Origin of the sequence: Bulleidia sp. HCP3S3_C9 (assembly GCF_052064035.1) — a bacterium.
Lineage (GTDB): Bacteria > Bacillota_I > Bacilli_A > Erysipelotrichales > Erysipelotrichaceae > Bulleidia.
Genome location: NZ_JBQHWJ010000013.1, coordinates 18,068 through 39,002, shown reverse-complemented (window position 1 = coordinate 39,002; position 20,935 = coordinate 18,068). Strand labels below are relative to the sequence as shown.

The 20,935-nt window shown below is 35.2% G+C and carries 21 protein-coding genes and 1 pseudogene; 2 read left to right on the top strand and 20 right to left on the bottom strand.

Annotated elements, in window-relative coordinates:
• Positions 1 to 152 precede the first annotated feature (152 nt).
• The 14 genes from ACTND6_RS03955 to ACTND6_RS03890 form a co-directional block, all read right to left on the bottom strand.
• A complete protein-coding gene (locus tag ACTND6_RS03955; protein WP_178175474.1) occupies positions 153 to 677 on the bottom strand; it encodes a GrdB-related putative oxidoreductase in 525 nt (174 codons plus the stop codon).
• Positions 678 to 687: 10 nt separating this feature from the next.
• Positions 688 to 2,040: a PTS sugar transporter subunit IIC gene (locus ACTND6_RS03950; protein WP_441022267.1), complete on the bottom strand. Its 1,353-nt coding sequence runs from the start codon at positions 2,038 to 2,040 to the stop codon at positions 688 to 690.
• A gap of 3 nt (positions 2,041 to 2,043) precedes the next feature.
• A complete protein-coding gene (locus ACTND6_RS03945) occupies positions 2,044 to 2,367 on the bottom strand; it encodes a PTS sugar transporter subunit IIB (RefSeq protein ID WP_178175476.1) in 324 nt (107 codons plus the stop codon).
• A gap of 110 nt (positions 2,368 to 2,477) precedes the next feature.
• Positions 2,478 to 2,990, bottom strand: coding sequence for an RDD family protein (locus ACTND6_RS03940; protein WP_441022269.1), 513 nt, complete (start codon positions 2,988 to 2,990; stop codon positions 2,478 to 2,480).
• A 3-nt stretch (positions 2,991 to 2,993) separates the two neighbouring features.
• Positions 2,994 to 3,299: a PTS lactose/cellobiose transporter subunit IIA gene (locus tag ACTND6_RS03935; RefSeq protein ID WP_178175478.1), complete on the bottom strand. Its 306-nt coding sequence runs from the start codon at positions 3,297 to 3,299 to the stop codon at positions 2,994 to 2,996.
• A gap of 13 nt (positions 3,300 to 3,312) precedes the next feature.
• Positions 3,313 to 3,855 (bottom strand): RDD family protein, encoded by a 543-nt coding sequence (locus tag ACTND6_RS03930; protein WP_441022272.1) that lies wholly within the window; start codon positions 3,853 to 3,855, stop codon positions 3,313 to 3,315.
• Positions 3,856 to 3,863: 8 nt separating this feature from the next.
• Positions 3,864 to 5,756 carry a BglG family transcription antiterminator gene (locus ACTND6_RS03925; RefSeq protein ID WP_441022274.1) on the bottom strand — a complete coding sequence of 631 codons (1,893 nt, stop codon included), beginning with the start codon at positions 5,754 to 5,756 and terminating at the stop codon, positions 3,864 to 3,866.
• Between the two features lie 201 nt (positions 5,757 to 5,957).
• Positions 5,958 to 7,097 carry an N-acetylglucosamine-6-phosphate deacetylase gene (gene nagA / locus ACTND6_RS03920; protein WP_441022276.1) on the bottom strand — a complete coding sequence of 380 codons (1,140 nt, stop codon included), beginning with the start codon at positions 7,095 to 7,097 and terminating at the stop codon, positions 5,958 to 5,960.
• 152 nt (positions 7,098 to 7,249) lie between these two features.
• Positions 7,250 to 8,725, bottom strand: a complete 1,476-nt coding sequence (locus tag ACTND6_RS03915) for a PTS transporter subunit EIIC (protein WP_441022278.1) — start codon at positions 8,723 to 8,725, stop codon at positions 7,250 to 7,252.
• Between the two features lie 79 nt (positions 8,726 to 8,804).
• On the bottom strand, positions 8,805 to 9,287 hold the full coding sequence (locus ACTND6_RS03910) for a PTS sugar transporter subunit IIA (RefSeq protein ID WP_441022280.1): 483 nt from the start codon (positions 9,285 to 9,287) through the stop codon (positions 8,805 to 8,807).
• Positions 9,288 to 9,292: 5 nt separating this feature from the next.
• Positions 9,293 to 10,132 carry a BglG family transcription antiterminator LicT gene (licT, locus tag ACTND6_RS03905; protein WP_441022282.1) on the bottom strand — a complete coding sequence of 280 codons (840 nt, stop codon included), beginning with the start codon at positions 10,130 to 10,132 and terminating at the stop codon, positions 9,293 to 9,295.
• Positions 10,133 to 10,346: 214 nt separating this feature from the next.
• Complete coding sequence (locus ACTND6_RS03900; protein ID WP_441022284.1) at positions 10,347 to 11,231, bottom strand: MerR family transcriptional regulator; 885 nt, start codon at positions 11,229 to 11,231, stop codon at positions 10,347 to 10,349.
• A 123-nt stretch (positions 11,232 to 11,354) separates the two neighbouring features.
• The gene (locus tag ACTND6_RS03895) at positions 11,355 to 11,924 is read right to left on the bottom strand and encodes a phosphoribosyltransferase family protein (RefSeq protein ID WP_441022286.1); all 570 of its coding nucleotides are present in this window, start codon (positions 11,922 to 11,924) and stop codon (positions 11,355 to 11,357) included.
• Between the two features lie 20 nt (positions 11,925 to 11,944).
• Entirely contained in the window at positions 11,945 to 13,003 is a 1,059-nt protein-coding gene (locus ACTND6_RS03890) for an NCS2 family permease (protein WP_441022288.1), read from the bottom strand.
• Between the two features lie 141 nt (positions 13,004 to 13,144).
• Between ACTND6_RS03890 and ACTND6_RS03885 the strand changes: the two genes are divergently transcribed.
• Positions 13,145 to 14,017 (top strand): LysR family transcriptional regulator, encoded by an 873-nt coding sequence (locus ACTND6_RS03885; protein WP_441022290.1) that lies wholly within the window; start codon positions 13,145 to 13,147, stop codon positions 14,015 to 14,017.
• 32 nt (positions 14,018 to 14,049) lie between these two features.
• Here the strand turns inward: ACTND6_RS03885 and ACTND6_RS03880 are convergent, their stop codons facing one another.
• The 5 genes and pseudogenes from ACTND6_RS03880 to ACTND6_RS03860 all read right to left on the bottom strand — a co-directional run.
• The gene (locus tag ACTND6_RS03880) at positions 14,050 to 15,423 is read right to left on the bottom strand and encodes an NAD(P)/FAD-dependent oxidoreductase (protein WP_441022292.1); all 1,374 of its coding nucleotides are present in this window, start codon (positions 15,421 to 15,423) and stop codon (positions 14,050 to 14,052) included.
• Between the two features lie 283 nt (positions 15,424 to 15,706).
• On the bottom strand, positions 15,707 to 15,895 hold the full coding sequence (locus ACTND6_RS03875) for a hypothetical protein (RefSeq protein WP_441022294.1): 189 nt from the start codon (positions 15,893 to 15,895) through the stop codon (positions 15,707 to 15,709).
• Between the two features lie 53 nt (positions 15,896 to 15,948).
• Positions 15,949 to 16,545, bottom strand: coding sequence for a type I restriction-modification system subunit M N-terminal domain-containing protein (locus ACTND6_RS03870; RefSeq protein WP_441022296.1), 597 nt, complete (start codon positions 16,543 to 16,545; stop codon positions 15,949 to 15,951).
• A gap of 37 nt (positions 16,546 to 16,582) precedes the next feature.
• Positions 16,583 to 17,638: a Fic family protein gene (locus ACTND6_RS03865; RefSeq protein ID WP_441022298.1), complete on the bottom strand. Its 1,056-nt coding sequence runs from the start codon at positions 17,636 to 17,638 to the stop codon at positions 16,583 to 16,585.
• A 130-nt stretch (positions 17,639 to 17,768) separates the two neighbouring features.
• Positions 17,769 to 18,455 (bottom strand): annotated as a pseudogene (locus ACTND6_RS03860) (asparagine synthase-related protein); the annotation flags it as partial.
• A gap of 208 nt (positions 18,456 to 18,663) precedes the next feature.
• Here ACTND6_RS03860 and ACTND6_RS03855 point away from each other — a divergent pair.
• Complete coding sequence (locus ACTND6_RS03855) at positions 18,664 to 19,821, top strand: carcinine hydrolase/isopenicillin-N N-acyltransferase family protein (protein WP_441022300.1); 1,158 nt, start codon at positions 18,664 to 18,666, stop codon at positions 19,819 to 19,821.
• Positions 19,822 to 19,864: 43 nt separating this feature from the next.
• On the opposite strand, the gene ACTND6_RS03850 is transcribed toward ACTND6_RS03855, so the two are convergent.
• On the bottom strand, positions 19,865 to 20,716 hold the full coding sequence (locus ACTND6_RS03850) for a helix-turn-helix domain-containing protein (RefSeq protein WP_441022302.1): 852 nt from the start codon (positions 20,714 to 20,716) through the stop codon (positions 19,865 to 19,867).
• Positions 20,717 to 20,935: the final 219 nt, after the last annotated feature.

Here is a 20,935-nt window from a genome sequence, read left to right as displayed (position 1 = left end):
TTAATAGTACTTTATTCACAATTTCAAAGATCTGTTTGGGAACCTGCTGGATTTGTTAACATTCCCCAATTTCTTTCATTTATTACTTGACTTCCTTATAGTTAAATCCTTCGAAAATAAAGGCCATATGATTCATATGGCCCTTGTAATAATTAATAACAAACTTTAGTTTTAATTTCTGCTAAGTCACCGCTGTTATTAACGCTTGCCTGCATTAATGAACATAAGTTTGCAATACTATCATTTAAGCCCGTTCCGCCCTTTTTAGGCATAACTACAATTGGAGTTTTGTCTTTGTATTCAGCGATTACATCGCTTACTTCTTTACTCATCATCGCACATGATTGAACGGATGTGTGTGTTAAGATACTTGCACTGATTTCAGCAGCCATCTTTCCATAGTCAGCATACTGGAAGCATGGTCCGCACAATACGAAGTCCGGATTTAGCTTCTTGACCATAGCTGTCATCTTAGTAACGACTTCTTGTTCGTTTGCTAAGAAATATTCATTACCACAATATAATGTAGCGACTACCTGTGCATCAATCTTATTGAAGTGTGGCTGTAAAGAGGATGCGAATCCAATTCCGCCCTTTGTTGCTGTTAATCCGACATTTGGATTTGTTTTTCCACCGGCTCCAGCTAAGCCCTGGTCAAATATCAATATTACTTTCATATCTTTTCACTTAGTCTAAGCTTAAATCGTCGAATGATAGATCATCTAATTCGTCTGTCTGATTCTTTGTTTCAGATTCTTCAGCTAAATACTTAGAATCAAGCATACGGAAGAATGGATAGTAGATAGCGAAGTCCATTGCTAACATAACAATCTGTACAACAGATCCCATGAAGCTTCCTGTTACTAACCAGCCAGAGAATACGATTGGAGTTGTCCAAGGCAGCTGTGCACCGTTTGTAATTGGCATGATGTGTGTAACTGTAGCAATATAACCAAGAATTGTATTTGCAACAGGTGTCAGGATGAATGGAATAGCCATCAATGGGTTTAATACGATTGGTAAACCAAAGATGATTGGCTCGTTAATACCGAAGATACCAGCTGGAAGAGAAAGTTTTCCAAGAGTCTTCAAACGGCTTGACTTTGCGAAGAAAGCCATCATGATAACGAGTGCTAATGTGGATCCACCACCACCGAAGTTACAGAAGAAATCTGAGAATCCGGAAGTGAAGATGTTTGTCATTTCAAGACCAGCCTTAGCTGCTTCGTAGTTTTCAACAGTTAATACCTTGTGGATAGGAGCGAAGATTGTGTTTGTAACTGCTGGACCGTTGATACCGAAGAACCAGAATAATGTGGATAAGAACTGATAGATAACTTCAAATCCACCTAAACGGCCTAAACCAACAAGTGGTGCCTGTAATACCTGATAAATGAAGTAATGAGCATATTCGAAAGATGTGAAAGAGAAAACAATACCTAATAAGAAGAATACGATCATTGTAATTCCTGCAGGAATTAATGCTGCGAAAGATTCCATAACTGCTGGTGGAACACCATCAGGAAGCTTGATTACAAGATTCTTCTTCATTGCCCATGAGAAGATTTCTACTGCGACAATCGCTGTAATCATTGCTAAGAACATACCAGCTGTTCCTAGGAATGTGAACTTGAATCCGCTAACTTTAATTGCTTCAGAAAGACCTTCAGCTTCAACCATTGAATACTGAGGTGTGATAATCAAGAAGGACACTAATGCAACAACTGCACCAGCAATTCTGTTTTCTAGACCCTTTTCTCTAGAATAGCAGTAACCGATACTGAGTACGCCTAATAAAGCAACACAGTCAAATGAGATTGCTGTTACGCGACCAAGATATCCATCCCAGCCAGCACCGAAAATACCAGCCATGAATTCTTCATATCCCGCAATTGGGAAGTTAGAAATAAGTAAGAAGATTGAACCAACAATTGTAATTGGTACTGTAATTAAGAAACCATCTCTGATTGCTGACAATACTTTATTCTTTGACAAAACATTGGCAACAGGCATCAGAAATTTTTCTAGTTTTTCCATCATAATTTATTTTGCCCCCTTTTCCTTGTAGAGTTTGAGAGCTCTCTTAAGAACTCTTTCTCCATCGACGTTTCCGTAATCAACGCTGTCAATTACTTCAACGATGTGTTCTGCACCATATCTTTCGTTTACTTTTTCATACAAATGCTTAACCTGAGGTCCCAATAGAATAACTTCTGGATTGTATTCATGAACTACTGTGTCCATGTTAGAATCTGAGAAAGCCTTGATTTCAATTGGTAAGCTGTGTGCGTCAGCTACTTTTTGCATTCTGCTTGCCAGTAAACTTGTAGACATGCCTGCATTACAGAATAAATAAAATCTTTTCATAGTATTACCTAACCTTTCTGCATATATCATAAATTTTCAGGAGTACTTGTTTTCACAATCTATTTCCTATTAGCTAGGAAGTTTTGATACCCCTTTCATTTCTTATATGACTATGCTGCTAAATCAATGACTTTTGTTCGAAAAATCAAGTCATGTAATAAGCGAAAATCTCTCCATTTCAGTAAAATAAAACCTAAATCCATTGCAGATAATACATTGATCAATAATGTGAAGAGTTTCCATGCTTCATTTGGATACATGAGCATCAATACACTTCGAATGTTTACAGATGGAATATAAAATGCACCACCAATCAATAAACATCCAACAAAGAAACGCAGAAATGTTCTTGGAAATGAAATTTCATTTCCATGGATATCCACTGTCTTTAAATGCATTGCACGCATCATGAGTGTCTGTCCTTTCCATACTTTCAATGGAACAAGAACATAGTAGACAAATGCAACAAGCAATGAAGCAATTGCCAATGCAATATGTACAGAATATTCACCACTTGTAAAATGACCAATTGCATTTGTCATCAAATTAATAAGGACAGCTGAAATATACCAGTCTGTCCCAAAGGCGAACACTCTTCTTACAACGTAAGCAAAAGTTTTCATATTTTATTTATTTTTATATAAGTTGATTAATTTTGTAGCTAAAAGTTTTGTTGTTTCTGCAGCCATCAACTGGTCTTCAGCATGCATCAAAAGTAATACAACTTCAACTTTTTCACCGCTAGCTTCCTGCTGAATCAAAGAAGCATGTACCTGGTGTCCTCTTGTATAGCAAGCATCACCTTCTGCAATCAATTCTTCTGCACGTTCGAAGTTACCCTTTTCAGCTTCTTCAATCGCCAGGATATAATCACTCTTAGCTTCTCCTACTGCAGAAATAATCTTAAAACAAACTAATTCCATATCTTCCATAACATATCCTCCTTTACTTTTCTATTACCATGCTATGTGCAATACTATCGTGAATGGCTGTACCTTTTTTCACTACCATATAACAGGAAATGATCAAAATAGCCACTTTCACCCAATTCAATACCGTTCCAGCTACATCAAACGTGTACATCGTTATCATCTGCGTTACATAATTTCCCGCAAGCATCAATGGACTTTCTAAAAGCAGCAAGCCAACAATCTGTCTTTTTGCTAGATCTTTTGCATTCAACGCTTCACCATTTTCATCTGTAATTTTTAGTGATAAGAATTTCTTGCCAAGCGTCTGCCCTTCAAACTTCAAAGGAATTACGTAATAATAAACAATCCCAAATAAGATTCCCAATACACCAGCCAGCAAACCATATGGCTTTTCAAATACCAGAATATCTGTATTGATTGTCTTTTCTCTTGTCAGAACATTCCACAGCCATCCAACTGGGATTGCCGCAAATACCCATCCAAAATACCAGTCAATTAGAAACGCGAAGATTCTTTTGTTTAATGGTGCTTTTTTTATTACTTTTCTTTTTGCCATATATCTACCTACTTTGTCATTAATTCCATCAATTCATTTACGTTTTGTGCAACTGTAATCTGTGATAACAATACTGGATCATCACAGACATTGGAGAACCAGTCAAAGAAGATACGCAAGATATCTTTATCTTCTTCTTTTACTGCTAACAGCATTACAAATTTAACTTTAAAATTTCCCCATTGTACTGGTTTTTTCAAAGAAGCAACCGCAACCGTTGTTTTAATCGTGGAATACTTCAGAGGATGCGGTATCGCAAATCCATAACTCAATGAAGTCCATGCCATTTTTTCTCTTTCAAATGTAGATTCCTTAAATACTTCACTGACTCTGCCTGCACCATATAATGCATCGCAAAGCTGATTGATAACATCTTCATAAGATTCACATTCTAAATCCTTAAAGAAGAATTCATCTGTCAATAAATGCTGCATCTGATCACTAAACTCTAGCGCCTGTCGCTGATGATCAAGATCATTGATTAAACGGAATATTTTATATTCATCATCTTCATTAAAGAACATGCCTATGATGACCGTCGGAATATCCAATGTATGCTTTACATTTACTGTACTGATAATGATGTCTGGTTTTAATCGCTTAATAACATTTTCTTCATACACTCTTACAGTAGCATCAATGACCAGTCGATCTCCAAAGCGATGTTTGATTTTATCTGCACACATGCTTGTCATCAATTGATTGTTTGGTTGAATCAGTACCGCATGATAATAGTGCTGATGAAGATTCAATCTGTCATATGCTGCACCTAAATGAATTGCCAGAAAACCAATTTCATCTTCCACCATCGTCACATGCATATAATCTTCGATGATCTTTCCAACAAAGACACTGACATCAAATACCATCGGATATTGTTTTTTCACATCATGCAGATACACATTTTGAATTCTTGTATTTGTTTCCAGTCGTTTTAGAAGATGCTGAATATGAATCAATAAGCCATCTTTGAAGAACTCATCATTTGAGAAATCAACATCATACACTTCATTAATACCAGCAATAATCCGATTCAGTAAGACAACTGAGTTATCCAGAAGACTTGTATCACTGATATATCGATTATGTTGTCTTCCCATCAAAAGTCTTGCCAGCAAAACAATTTCATTCTCATTGATTTCACATCTCAAAAATTTCGTAATCTTAGTAAAAAATTCATGTGCAATCTGATACTCAACTGTCCCTTTGATACGCTCATCATCAGCACCCATATCAACACAATTGAAATCCATCATTCTCTGAATTCCTACACCAATATGAATCATTAACATAGGAATTGTTTCTGCACGCAATTTGTAATTGTATGTATTTAAAGTTTCCTCTAGAACTTTGGACACTCTCAATAAATCGAAATCTGGAAATAATCCAGCAATCTTATTGATATTAATAAAGTCACCTTTTGTTTCATGTACAAGAATATCTTTATGAAACTGTCGTTTGCTTTCTTCACTGCCTTGCAAAGAAATGACTTCACCATTTTCAACAATCGATAAATCTGGATACGCTTCTAACATTTTACGAATATGTTTGATATCATTACGAATTGTAAATGTGCTGTAATAGATTTCATTCTGCAAATCAATGATGTTTATTTTTTTATAGCGGAATAAACGTTTGATTAAAAAATTACAGCGTTCTTCTAATGACTGTGGTATCAGATCATCATTCTGTATTTGATTCACTCCAGAAGCATCTTCTTTCAAACGATAGCCATAGCGAACACTCGCTTCAATTGCATCTTTTAATTCACAATTGATTGCATTAATATCGCTACGAATTGTTCGATCAGATACTTCTAGAATCGCTGAAAGTTCTTTTCCTGTTACCCAATCTTTTCTCTCACTTAAAATATCAACAATTTTAATTTGTCTTGTTTTCATATATGCATTGTAAAACGATTTCCTGATATGCTTCGGTTACATTTTTCCTAGCAGTTAGGAAATTCCCTTCTCCATGAATCAGTGTAAATGAAAGAATTTCTAAAAAGAATATGATAATTAAAGCATTTTCTTTGATTTTTATAGAAACAAAAAAGCACATATCGCGTCATACAACGCAATACATGCTTAGAAATTTATCGTTTATTTACAAGCTTTTCCTCTTGCATAAGTCTGTACAACATCATAGTTGTCATTCAATACCACAAGATCAGCATCATATCCTGTACAGATCTTTCCTTTATGATCATCAATCTTTAATGCTCTTGCTGGGTTTAATGTACATGCATTGATTGCATAATCTGCAGGAACACCAGCCTGCTCAATGACAATCTGAAGACCACGGTTAACACGTAATGTACTGCCAGCTAAATTCTTAGCCTCTACTAGATGTGCAGAACCATCAGGGTATACTTCAATTTCCTGTCCACCAAACATCATTCTGCTTCCAATTGGGCAACCCTTTGCCATTAAAGCATCAGTAATCATAATGACATGATCTCTTCCCTTAGCCATAAAGAAGTTATTCAAAGAATTCACATCAGAATGACATCCATCACAGATAACTTCACCATATACATCTCTAAAACGCATCGCAGCACCAACCAATCCAGGATTTCTATGATGGAATGGTGTCATACCATTAAATACATGCGTCATTGACATAGCACCATGCGCAATTGCCATTCTAGCTTCTTCAAAAGTAGCACCAGAATGTCCTTGAGAAACTAATACACCATGTTGCGCACAATATTCAGTTAATGCAAAATCTTTATCATGTTCACAAGCCATCGTAATAACTTTGATCATTCCCTTTGCATCTTCCTGGTATTGCTTAAATTCTTCAACATTTGGTGCAACACAATACTGTTCTGGCTGTGCACCTTTATACTTTTGATCCAGATAAGGTCCTTCAAAGTGAATACCAATAATTTCAGCACCTTCATATCCTTCTTCAACAACTCTAACAACATTCTTCAATGCATTTGATAATACTTCATGACTCTGTGTAATTGTTGTAGGACAGATACTCGTTACACCTTCAGAAGTGATTTCTTTCATCCAGTGACGAAGACCTTCTGGTGTACCATCATTTGTATCCCATGTATGGTAGCCATGTGTATGGATATCAATAAATCCAGGAAGGATTCTATCATTATCATAGTCAACATCCACTGCATTTGTACCATATGGATAGATATCAACAATTTTCTTATCCTCAATTTTCACCTGTGCCGGCATAAACTGTCCAGCAATCCAAACTCTTTTACTTTGAATAATCATATGTATTCCTCCAGTTAATTTCATTATACACTTGAAATCTTTAAATATAACCCATCCTTCTTTTAAAAAAGCTATAACAGCTTTGAACAATCTGTTCTACTGTTATAGCCTTTTCCTAAAATGAAAGGGATTATTAAGCAATAATACTTAACTTATTTGCAAAGTTTCTTGAATTCGTCAGCAACGAACTGTACCTGCATACCAATAACTACCTGTACATTGTTCTTGCCTGGGTGCATAACACCAGAAACTCCTGCAGACTTGATTTTCTTATCATCAACAAGGCTATCATCCTTAACTGTTAAACGAAGTCTTGTGATGCAGTTGTCGATTGTAACAACATTTTCTTTTCCGCCAAGACCTTCAAGAATTGTCTGAGCAACTGCTGTGAAGTCATTGTTAGCAAGTGTAGCGCTCTTTTCAGCGTCATCTGCTTCATCATCATCGTCTTCACGACCAGGTGTCTTAAGATCCCACTTGAGGATAGCGAACTTGAATACGAAGTAGAATACTAAGAATGCTGCGATACCTAAAGGAATGATCATCCAAGTATTGTGAGCTGCTGGTAAAGAAGCAGAGAAGATTAAGTCAGTTAGACCTGCAGAGAAGCAGAAACCAGCTCTGAATCCTACGAAGCATGTAATAACTGTGAAGATACCATATAAAGCTGCATATACAACATATAGAGCAGGTGCTAAGAACATGAATGCGAATTCGAATGGTTCTGTAACACCACATACGAATGCGGAGATAGCAGCAGACATAACGATACCGATAGCAATCTTTTTCTTGTTGTCCTTAGCAGTCTGAATCATAGCTAAAGCAGCACCAGGAATACCGAACATCATACATGGGAAGAATCCAGACATGTAGATACCGAGATCCCAAGAAAGATTAGCAGAAGCTGTTGTATCACCAGCCCAGAAGTGACCAAGGTCACCAAGACCGATTGTATCAAACCAGAATACGTTGTTTAATGCGTGGTGAAGACCTGTAGGGATGAGTAATCTGTTGAAGAAAGCATACAAGCCAGCTCCAAAGTAACCCATAGAAGCAATACCATTACCTAATGCAACTAAGCCCTTGAATAAGATTGGCCATACAAATAATAGAACTACAGAAGCAAGAATTGAAACAACACCAGCTACGATAGCAACACATCTCTTGCCAGAGAAGAAAGCTAACCAGTCAGGAAGTTTAGCGTTCTTGAACTTGTTATAGCATGTAGAACCGATGATACCAGCAAGAATAGCAATGAATGGGTTAGCAATCTTACTAAATGCGATTGTTGTGATTTCATCCAATGTCATGATTGTGCTGACTGTACCAACAGCGAGTAAGTTAGTGATCATGAGCCATGATACTAATGCAGCTAATGCACCAGTTCCATCATGGTCATCAGTCATACCGACACCAATACCGATAGCGAATAGCCAAGCCATGTTATCGATGACTGCGCCACCTGCCTTAACTAGAAAGAAACCGATCTGCTGTACAAGACCAACAACGTCTCCGCCTTGCATAGTAGATGGACATAATGCATATCCAAGACCCATCAGGATACCACAGATAGGAAGACATGCTACAGGAAGCATTAACGCTTTACCTAATTTTTGTAGAAATTTCATTATTCCACTCTCCTTTTCTTCTTTTGAATGCTTAATTCCCTTTTTTATACTCAAACGTAAATATCTACGCTTTGTATACTTACTTTGTGATGGAGATTACTTCATCTCCAACCTTTACATCTTTACCAGCAAGTCCTTCAACTGCTGTAAAGCTAGGTGTATTTGTAATAATAACTGGAATAATTGTGTTGAATCCAGCTTCTTTTACCTTATCTAGATCAACTTCAATCATTAGATCTCCAGCCTTCACTGTATCCCCCTGTTTTACGTGACCAGTGAAGCCTTCACCCTTCATGCTGACTGTATCAATACCAATGTGTACCAATACTTCAACACCATTTTCATCAACCAATCCAACGGCATGATTTGTTGGAAATACCATTGAGACTGTACCGCTTACTGGAGCAACAACTTTTCCATCTGTTGGAATAATTGCAACACCTTTACCAATCATTTCTTCTGCGAATGTTGGATCTGGTACATCCTTCAATGCTACTGTTGTTCCATTAGCTACTGCATGTACTGAATACTTTGTTTCTTTTTTCTTAAAAAAATTAAACATTTGTTTCACTCCTTATTTGTATTTAACAATCTGCGAATATGGATTGCCATATAAACCATTTCTGCTTCTGTCAGTTCTTTTCCTGTTGCTTCTTTTATAGAAGAAGATATCTTTCTACAACAATCAAATTCTTTTTCACACTGCCGTTTGATTGTCTGAATGATCAACAGATCTTCATCTTTCAGCATCTCATTTCGATATACTCTTTGTAGAAGGAACTTCACATGTGTCAGTAATCTTTCATAGTTCAAAGATTTTTCATCAACCTTAAGTTTAAATTCATGATGAATCAAATCCAGGATCTTATGAATTTCTGTTGGGAATTTCGCTGCATCTGAAATCGATGTATCGTACTCTGAATTCACAAAGTGCAATGCGATAAATCCAGCTTCATCTTCTGTCAATTGCACATCAAATCTTTGTTTGATCAGATCAAGTGCATAACAGCCAACCTGAAATTCCGAAGGATAGTAACGTTTGATTTCCCATAATAATGGATTTGTAAAATCAATGTTCTGCTTTTGTCTTTCAATTGCGAAGTTAATGTGATCTGTTAATGTTACATACACACTAGAGTTTAAGTTCACCGCAATCTTTTCCTTTGCGTAACTAACAATATCCCCTACAACTTCTGCTTCTTCTAAAGGCACACGAAGTAACAACTGCTTTAACTGCTCAGCATCATTTTGATCCTCTAATTTAAAGATTTTCTCCACTTTGCTTTCATCAATATCATTTCCACTTTTTGCGCCAAAGCCAAGACCTCTACCCATTAAAATGAGTTCAGCACCTTCATCATCAATTGTAGAAACGATATTATTGTTAATCACTCTATCAACAATCATATCTACCCTTTCAAACTTATTAGGATTATTATAACGAAAAAACCAGATACACGTACTCTAAAACTAGCACATCGATATCTGGTTTTGCCTTCTTCAGTAACAATCCGAATAACTTTGTTACATATATTATACACATATTCTTCACATCAAAATTATGAAAAATTATCTATTTTTAATGAATTTTTTAGATTTTCTTACTATTTTGAAAGCGAATTCATTTTCTATCCTCATATGAATAATCACGATTCCAGTATAAGAAATAATTCAAGGCTGACATTACAACACTCATAATCAGAAATGCAATGATAATAATGATTCCTTCTTTTGATGAGAATAAATCTGAACCTCTTGTAACAAGAATAAATACCATCCACAAGATTGCAGGCCAGAAAATACGCAGGATTCTAATCCATTTTTTACGACCATGCTTATATTCTTTTTCATCACTATATTTTCTTGTGCATCGAATCACAGCTACCGGTATACCAGCAACACGTGTATAGTTTCTTTCTGCTGTATACGTAACGCCATCCATCACGAATTCAGGATACATGCCTTCTTTTGTAATAATCAATTCTCTATCTTTTTTCATTGCATATGCATATAATGCATTCGCAAAACTATAGCGATCTGTGATTTCTGAATCTGGTGTGAATGTAAAAACTCTTTCATGTTCATGCTGAATGACATCTTTATAGTCATTGATCCAGCTTTGGAAGAAATGAGATGGTTCTTTTGACATACTATCTAAATATTCATCTACATTAATATCATTGAGTGTCTGCCTGGATTCTTTGATTTCTTTACACACTTCAATTGCATATTTTGTTTCTGCCAGCTTTTGTTTTAATAAATATTCTTGGTCTCCCAGTGATTGATTCAAATCTTTTTCATTGTGCAGTATTAATTTGATTTGTTCCACAGGCATATCAATCATACGCAGCATTTTAATGATCTTTAGTTTTCGAATATCCTCTGCATTATATTCACGATATCCATTGTTTGCATTCCGTACAGGTTGAACAAGTTCATATTTTTCATAAAATCGGATATTCTGACTTGAAATTCCTGTGATTTTTTCAACTTCTTTGATATTCATATTTGTTGCCTCCATCATTTGACAACCAGATCCTAGACCTTCTACAAAGTATAAGGTCAATACTTTTCAAGTAAATTATAAGAAAAAGTCCATAAACTTCAAAGTTTATAGACTTTCATTCATTTATTCAGCAATTTCAACGTAACCATCTTCTGCTTTAGAAAACAATGGTAATTTCTTTAAAAACACAATATCGTCTCTATTTGCGGCATTTCCTTCCGCAAGCAAAGCTGCTTTTTTAACAATGACTGCTTCTGCATTCTGTGCAAGTACTTCTAATGCATGCAATGATTCCCCCGTAGAAATAACATCATCAATAATACAGATTCTCTTTCCACGAATCTTATCAGCATCCACACCATCAAGATATAAATGTTGTTCTCCAGAAGTTGTAATAGAATGTACAGATGCTGAAACAACATTCTTCATGTATGATTTTTCACTTTTTCTAGCAACGATAAATTCTTTCAGCCCAAGACACTTGCTAACTTCATACGCTAATGCAATGCCTTTTGCTTCTGCAGTTAAAACTGCATCCACATCACCAATCATTTCCGCCAGCTTTGGTGCACATGCTGATACAAGTTCTGTATCTCCCAAGATAACAAAACTTGCAAAAGCCATTGTTTCATTGATTGGAATAAATGGCAGTGTTCTTTCAACACCACATAATTCCATTGAATATTCTTTCATGCTTTCCTCCATCACTCAGCTTAAATACCAAGCATTCTTACAACAATACCCGCAAGCATGCCTAAGAATGGGTTTGTAACTGCAGTCACAACAAGTGTAGAGCCACCAACAGCAGCATTCATTGCAAGCGCAGCAGGTGCATCCAATGCAACTGTCTTGAAGATACCAAGAACAAACAAGAAACCCGCAATTGAAGAAGCTGGAACATATTTACTGATCTTAGGTAAAATACCAGTAATCAGAATCAAACCAATAATGACCATCATTGCTACACCAGCCCATACTGGATGAGGTGCGCTTGCAGTTGCAGAAATAATAGATTCTACAGGTGCTCCCCCAAAGAAGGAAGAACCCATATCTGCTAAAGAGGAAATAACTGTTAAGTGGTCAACATTGTAATTTCCACTTGTAGCCATACTCGCTGTAATAGAACCAAATGAAATATTTGAACCAATATTCAAGCAAACCATACCAAGTGCTCCCATAATCACATTTGCATTGATTGTGAATTTCTGACGAATAAATTTATCATCAACTACCACTATATTTTCTTTATCTTTTTTGAAGATTGCATTCGCAATACAGGAAGCAACGACAGAAATAACAATTGTATACACCAAAGTATTTGGATTGTTTCTAGTGATGAAATACGTAACTAGTGCAGCAATTAATGATACACCACCCGCTAATTTATCTTTCTTGATCATATCAATTGCAGCTTTTGTCAAGATGATACCAACACCAGCCATCATACCGAATGAAATATCTTCGCCTACAAAATCAACGATTTTTGTTAATAAGCCAAAAGCACCAATCACTGTCATAATCACAGCACCAAAGAAAATCATTGTACAGCGTTCAGAACGATCTTTTCCTGCACTTCCCGCATACGTAATTGTTTCAGCCTGGAAAGAAATAGGTGCTACGCTTTGCGTAATTGTATTACCAAGTGCACCAATGAAAAAAGCCATCGCTGTTGGAATGGATGCAAATCCGAATGTCAAAGCCAATAATCCTTGTGGAAGTCCGTTCAAGACAACGCCAATAATCGCAAGAATGTCTGTTAAGATGTTTGCCATAACCCCTCTTTCTGCATGTTTTCATGCAATCTTCTCTAAACAAAAACATTTGTATTATAAGCAAAACAAAAATATAATAATATTACTATTTTTACTTATAAAGTATAATATTTTCATTATATATATTAAAAGGAGAATCCAATGACGTTAGAATCCTATCGTAACTTCGTTGCCATTGTTGACTGTGGAAGCATTTTAGCCGCATCAAAGCAGTTACTCATCGCACAGCCTTCTTTAAGTAATCAATTAAAGAATATTGAACGTACCTATGGTGCACAGCTCATCAAACGGGGAAGCCGTTCAATTGAACTCACAGAAGCCGGACGCATCTTTTATACAAAAGCACGTGAAATCTGTCGTATCGAAAACAGTATCAGCACATCTTTACAATGCCAGCAGACAGGTTACACAGATCAATTAAAAATATCCATTCCTGCAGGAAATTCCATTCACTACATCCATAACTTATTTGAAGATTTTGTTAGTCATCATCCAGAAATCAACTATGATGTATATGAAATTGCAAGTGACTTCGTTGTTCCAAATGTATTAAATGGAATTACAGAAATTGGTCTTGTTCGTGCAAGTATTCCACAATTTGGTACACTAGAAACTTTCCCATATGAAAAGGATGATATCGTAGCTGTCATACCACCAGATCATCCTCTTGCAAATGAGACAAAACCAATTGAAATCACTAAATTTTCAGGTCATCCACTTTCCATTCCATTTGATATTTCAAATATCATATATACAGTCTTTGGTCAACATGCTTTAGCACCAAACATTTCTATCATCACATCAATCAATGAAACTGCTATTGAATGGGCAAGAACATTCAATACAGTTGCACTCATTCCATATTCAGATGCTGATATCTCAAAAACAAGTGATATGGTTGTACGTTCAATCAATGATCCGGGTATGTTCATCACAAGTGTATTTCTCAAGCGAAAAGATCATACACTATCAAAAGCAGGCAAACTATTCTTACAAGAAATCGGAATATTATAACAAAAAAACCGCACATGCGGTTTTTTCATCTTTTACTCAAAGCTTTCTGTTATCTTTCTAGCAACATACACACCACTTGCACTTGCATGTGATAATGAATGCGTAACACCAGAACAATCTCCAATCACATATAAGCCTTTATGCTTTGTTTCAAGATTGTTATCAACATCAACATCCATGTTATAGAATTTTACTTCTACACCATATAACAATGTATCATCACTCGCTGTTCCAGGAGCAACTTTATCTAATGCATAAATCATTTCAATAATATCATCTAATTGACGCTTTGGAATGACAAGAGATAAATCACCTGGTGTAGCTGCTAATGTAGGCGTCAAGAAGGAACCATCAATACGATGCTTGTTAGATCTTTGTCCACGAATCAAATCACCGAATCTTTGAACAATGACACCTCCACCTAACATATTAGATAAACGTGCAATACTTTCACCATATTCATTAGAACTCTTGAATGGTTCAGTAAATTTATTAGATACAAGTAATGCAAAGTTTGTGTTGTCTGTATATAAAGCTGGATCATTATAAGAATGTCCATTCACAGTCACAATCCCATTTGTATTTTCATTTACAACAACACCTCTAGGGTTCATACAGAATGTACGCACCTTATCCTGGAATTTTTTTGTACGATACACAATTTTGCTTTCATACAATTCATCTGTTAATTGTGAAAATACCAGACTAGGAACTTCAACACGCACACCAATATCCACACGATTAGATTTCGTTTCAATGCCTAGATCAGAACAGATCGTCTGCATCCATTTACTTCCACTTCTGCCTGTAGAAACAATACATTTCTTACCAAAATAAGAAGTTCCATTTGTGATTACTTCATATTGATCATCTACATGATTGATTTTATCAACTTTAGACAAGAAATAGAAATCAACCTTGTCTTTTAATTCATTGTATAAATTCTTTAATACAATGTAGTTAATATCTGTGCCTAAGTGACGAACACTCGCATCTAATAAATGCAGATCATTCTGTATACACAGTTTTTTGATAGACGTGTTCGCTGTTGTATACAATTTTGTATCTTTTCCACCATGAGAACAGTTAATTTCATCTACATAATGCATTAGATCCAAAGCTTCTTTTCTGCCAACGTATTCATATAAATTTCCACCAAATTCATTTGTAATGTTATATTTTCCATCACTAAATGCACCAGCACCACCAAATCCATTCATGATGGCACATGTTTTACAATGAACACATGTCTTAATATTTTTTCCATCAATTGGACATTTTCTCTTTTCTAAAGTATTCCCTGATTCAAACACCGCAATTTTTAAATTGTCGTTGTTTTTTACAAGCTCATACGCAGAAAAAATACCACCAGGCCCTGCTCCAACGATCATTACATCATATAGCATAAATTCAACAATTCTCCTATTTATTTTCATAATTAACCATCAGATTCATTGACAAGCAAAAATAGGAAAAGCAGCATTCAAAGCATTCGTAATCTGTCTGCGGGTCATTGGATGAGATTTAAAAATATATTTGGCTACTTTATCCATCATCTGCTTTCCTGTATTTCTATGATTGAATCTGATGGTTAATTATGTCAAATAAATACCGTCTAGATAAAGAAAAAGAGGATATGTACTATAGAAGTGTTCTTAATGAACAAATAGTATATATCCAGCTCCGCTTTCATCTAGACACTCCTTTGTTCTTGAATTTTGCATATGTTTCTAGCATCTGCTTTCCGATGGCTTCCGGGTCATAATTGTTTGCTTCGCAAATCATTCTCAAACCATCCGGTGTAAGTATTCTTCCGTATGTCCTGTCTTCACACAGTTTATTATAATCTTCCAACTGTTTCTTTGTAATTGTTGGCATATACAAAACCTCCGTATAAAAAATAAGCCGGTACGAGACCGTCACCTCAAGGGCTATGCAACATTAAATTGTATTAAATAGCGAGTCTTACTTTCACAAATTGTTTCTTTTGGAGTTGGTTTCATCAGTTCAACCATCATTCGAATAATATGTCTTGGTGCTCTAAATTGACCATTTCTTCCAGCTATAGAAATCTTAGATAATAAATATTCATATACATCACCACGAATACCGATTTCTGTTGATTGTCCCATTAATGCATAAATTTCATCTACTGAATCAACAACTTTAGATAATACCAATGGTGTAGGTAATTTAAATATAGCATCATCCATGTATTTCGAATACGCACTATTCTTATCAGAATGTAGATTCTTAATAAATGGGAATACCCATTCTTGTATTGTTTCATACATTTTGCTTGCTGGAAAATCTCTAAATGTAGACCACTTCAACTGTTGACCATCAATAGTTCTTTCAACAATTTTAACCTGATCCGAAAAAATACTCTTAAATGGCAAGCTGAGCATTGCGCATTCTTTTGCATTTTTATTATCCGTATCATCCAAATCATGAATGAACATCAAACAAGTAAGCTGTTCAATTACTTCAAGTGGATTTGTTAATCCCCCGCTGCGAACACATCCCATAAACTATCGATTTTGTTTTTTAATTATCCTGTAATCATTATTCTTTCTCCTCATTCCACACGTATGAAGTATATCTTCCACCACTTAATTTAATAATTTCATTATTTTTCAGCAATTCAGTCAAAGTTCTTTGAATTGTAGTATCACTTATATCTGGACATTTCTCCATAATTTGACTCTTTGTGATTTTGCCAATGTGTTTTCTTATAACTTCACGAATTCTTTCTGGTTTACTCATTCCAGATTCAATCAATGTTTGAACTCTACTAGAAAATTCCTTATATGCCGCAATAATTACTCCAAGATAATATTCTACAAATGGCTCATAATCATTTTCATTTTCATGCCATCTATATGAACTAGCTTGTAATTGTTCGTAATAAGTATCTTTTGATTTTTCAATCAATTTTTCTATACTTATATATTTACCAACTATATATCCAGATTTATACAAAAGAAGTAATGTAAGTAGTCTACTCATTCTTCCATTTCCATCATTAAACGGGTGAATACACAAGAAATCCAATATAAACATTGGCATTAGTATCAATGGATCAATTCCATCATTAATGGCATCGTTGTATGCATTGCACATATTAAGCATAGCTTCTGGTGTAGCCCAAGCCTCAATAGGCTGAAATCTTGTTTTTTGATTCCCACTAGAATCAACTTCTGCAATTACATTATTTGTAGTCTTAAATTTGCCACCAAAGCTCATGCCATTATACTTATATAAGTCTCCATGTAATTGAAGAAAATAATTCGCATTAACAGGAATATATTCATAATTCTCATGAATCGTATTTAACACATCACGATAACCCGCTATTTCCTTCTCATTTCTACTTTTTGGCATTGTCTTATCCATAACAAGTTTCTTCAAACGGTCATCTGTCGTAATAATGCCTTCAATCTTATTTGAAGCTTCGGTACTTTGGATTTTAGCTATTTCTAACAGTTCAGTCAATTTATCAGAATTAGATTCGATAAATAAATTTTGTTCCCCTTTATATTCATGAATGGAAGTCAAAAGTGAAACGATGTTTGGAGTTAAAAGTTTCTTCCAACTTTCTTTATATTCAAATTGTCTCATTGTGCCCTCCCTTTAACATTATTATAATTTCAATTTGGTCATCCTTCAATTCAATTTAGTCATTTTTCTAAAAAAGACTAAATTGAAACGATTATGACTTAATTAAAATTGCATACAAATTCGGATTTGTAGATTTAAATTCTGGAACAATAGTAAAATACTGCCAAACCTTTTCATCAAGACCATTCTTTGCAAATTCTTCACGAAGAATTGCATCAGATTCACATACTGCTTCTAAGCAATCACGTGTAATTGCTCCAGGACAGCGAACACCAAGTCCAGGTCTTGGGAATGGCTGACGATACACCATATCATGAGGCAAGCCAAGTGCATCACCAACAATGCGCACTTCATCTTTGAAAAAAATTCTAACTAGCTCTACAAGTTCAAATTCCATATCTTCAGGAAGACCACCAGCATTATGATGTGCCTTAATATCATCTTCTGATTCAAGAATATCTGGCCAGATTGTACCCTGTGCTAAATATTCAATTCCTTCAAGCTTTCTTGTTTCTTCCGCAAATACTCCAATGAATTCTCCACCAATGATTTTTCTCTTAGTTTCTGGATCTGCAACGCCAGATAATTTATCAAGGAAACAATCCGTTGCATCAACATAGATTAAGTTTGCATTCATTTGATTACGGAATACTTCAATCACCTGTTCAGGTTCACCCTTACGAAGTAAACCATGGTTCACATGAACACAAACCAGCTGCTGACCGATTGCCTTAATTAAAAGTGCCGCAACAACAGATGAATCAACACCACCAGATAAAGCAAGAAGAACTTTCTTATCTCCTACCTGTTTTTTAATTAATGCAATCTACTCGTCGATAAAAGCTTGTGCGAGTTCCGATGTTGTAATTCTTTCTATATATGCCGGACGTCTAATTTCAGTGACATTCATTGAAAAACTCCTCCTTATATTTTTCTTTTCAACTTGTTGACTTTTCAACAAATAGTTCATATAATCAACAATGTTGTTTTTTCAACAATAAAATAACAAAAAAGCAGAGGATTATATGAAATTATTAAAAAGAATATTGATTATTTTTATGAGCGTTATCGTTCTAGCTGTTGCTGGAATCTATGCCATCTGGCATAACGAAATCACTACTCTATCATCCATTACTACAATCATTGATCAAGATTTATCACATGATGATGGATATACATATGAAATGACTGTATCTGGTGATTATTACTTTGATGAATTCTTAGAACAAGGTGGTGCAAGCAATGATGACGAATTAATTCAATTCGTCACAGACAACATTACAAAAGGTTTAATTCCAATGACAATCAAGCCAAAAGATATCGCATGTTCATCATTTACTGCATGGACAAAAGACAATCAATTTGTATTTGGAAGAAATTATGATTTTTCACAAACAAATACCGCTATTGTTCATACAAATCCAAAAGGAAGACATGCATCTATTTCAACAATTGATCTGCAATTTCTAGGCATTAAAGAAGAAACAGGGATTACAGGTATCAAAGATAAAGCATTACTGCTGGCTGCACCATATATTCCATTAGATGGTATCAATGATGCTGGTGTTGCATGTGGTATTTATATGACATACCAGGGAGAACCAACAACACCTACAGGTCAGAATACAGATCGACCAGATATCACTTCAACAACACTGCTCCGTTTAATTCTAGATTATGCAGATAATGTTGAGGAAGCAATTGCATTAGCTTCAAAATATGATATGCATGACTCCGTAGGCACTTCATATCACTATATGGTAGCAGATAAAGAAGGCAACAGTGCAATCTTAGAATGGGCAGGTACAACTGATGGTACAGATAATGATGGCAGCAAACGTGAATTCAAAGTCACAAAGAACACACAGCCATACCAGGTCGTTACGAATTTCATCGTTCAGCCAGATTATTATCCAACACTAGATGAAGCAAAAGGATATGATCGCTATCAATTTTTATCAGATAAGTTAAGTCCAACAAACGGAGTCATTGAGAATGAACAAGCAGCAATGGATTTGCTGCAAGGCGTAGGAAGAAGAACATGGGTAGTTGAAGGAGACCAGACAAAAGGCACAACGGTTCATAGCGCTGTATATAACTTAACAGATCTAACAAGCTACTGGATAGCAAATGAACATTGGAACAGTCCAGAACATACATTTCATTACAGTTTGCAAAAGTAACACAAAAAATCAGGATATCAAACTCCTGATTTTTTATACAACATTACTTTTCAATCAATTCTTCCTGTAAAGTTTTATCTATTGCAAAAGTAGAAACAACTTGCTCACCATATATCAATGGCTGATCACCACCTGTAACACTCACATAATACAGTTTTCCATCTAATTTTATATATGCTTTATAAAACGAACCAAGAGAATAGATATTATTTCCCTCAAACCATGCATCTGAAGCCTGCACAAAGAATTCTACTCCAGATGGAAAGGTTCCACATATTTCAGTAAAGTCCAATATATGATTTGCGTACATTTCTTCAAATTCATCAATGATTTCTTGTGTATAATCACCATAGTTCCAAATACTAATTTCCGTCATATCGTCATAGCATCGATAAATTTTAGCTGCTATTTGTTGGAATCCATCTTTCAATACTCGAATACCAATATCGTTTTCTTTATGATAGAACTTATCTGAAGAAGGCATAGAATATGTCAATTCACCTATATGTTGTATGTCTTGAACAAGTTCTCCCCTGGATTTCCTAACACGAAGATACGAAAATCCAAAGAACATTGCAACAAATACACATACACAAACTGCTACAATCGCAATACGAGAGAATCTTTTATGTGCAAGTACAAGATTTTCATTCACACGCGACAACTGCTCAACAATAACTTCATTCTCCAAAATACGTTCAGCATTTCCATCCATCAATTCTGAAACAGATACATCAAAAATAACAGATAACTGCTTTAAAAGATTTGCATCAGGAACTGATTGTCCTGTTTCCCACTTAGAAATTGTTTGACGCGTCACATGCAATTTACTTGCCAGTTCTTCTTGAGAATACCCTTTATTTTTTCTTATGATCTTTATATTATCTTGCAGCATGCCATCTCACCTCTCTTCCTATATTCATTGTATAGTTTTCACTAGTTCTTACCAGCAACGAATTTTAACATTGAATGAAAACAAACGTATATACAGTTATAAATTCAATACATTTCATTGATTCCCTCCTCATACTGGAATGAAATTTTAGTAAGAGGAGGAAATCTCTCATCAAAATATAACAAATACATAAAAAGCTAGATGATATTTTCTAGCTTT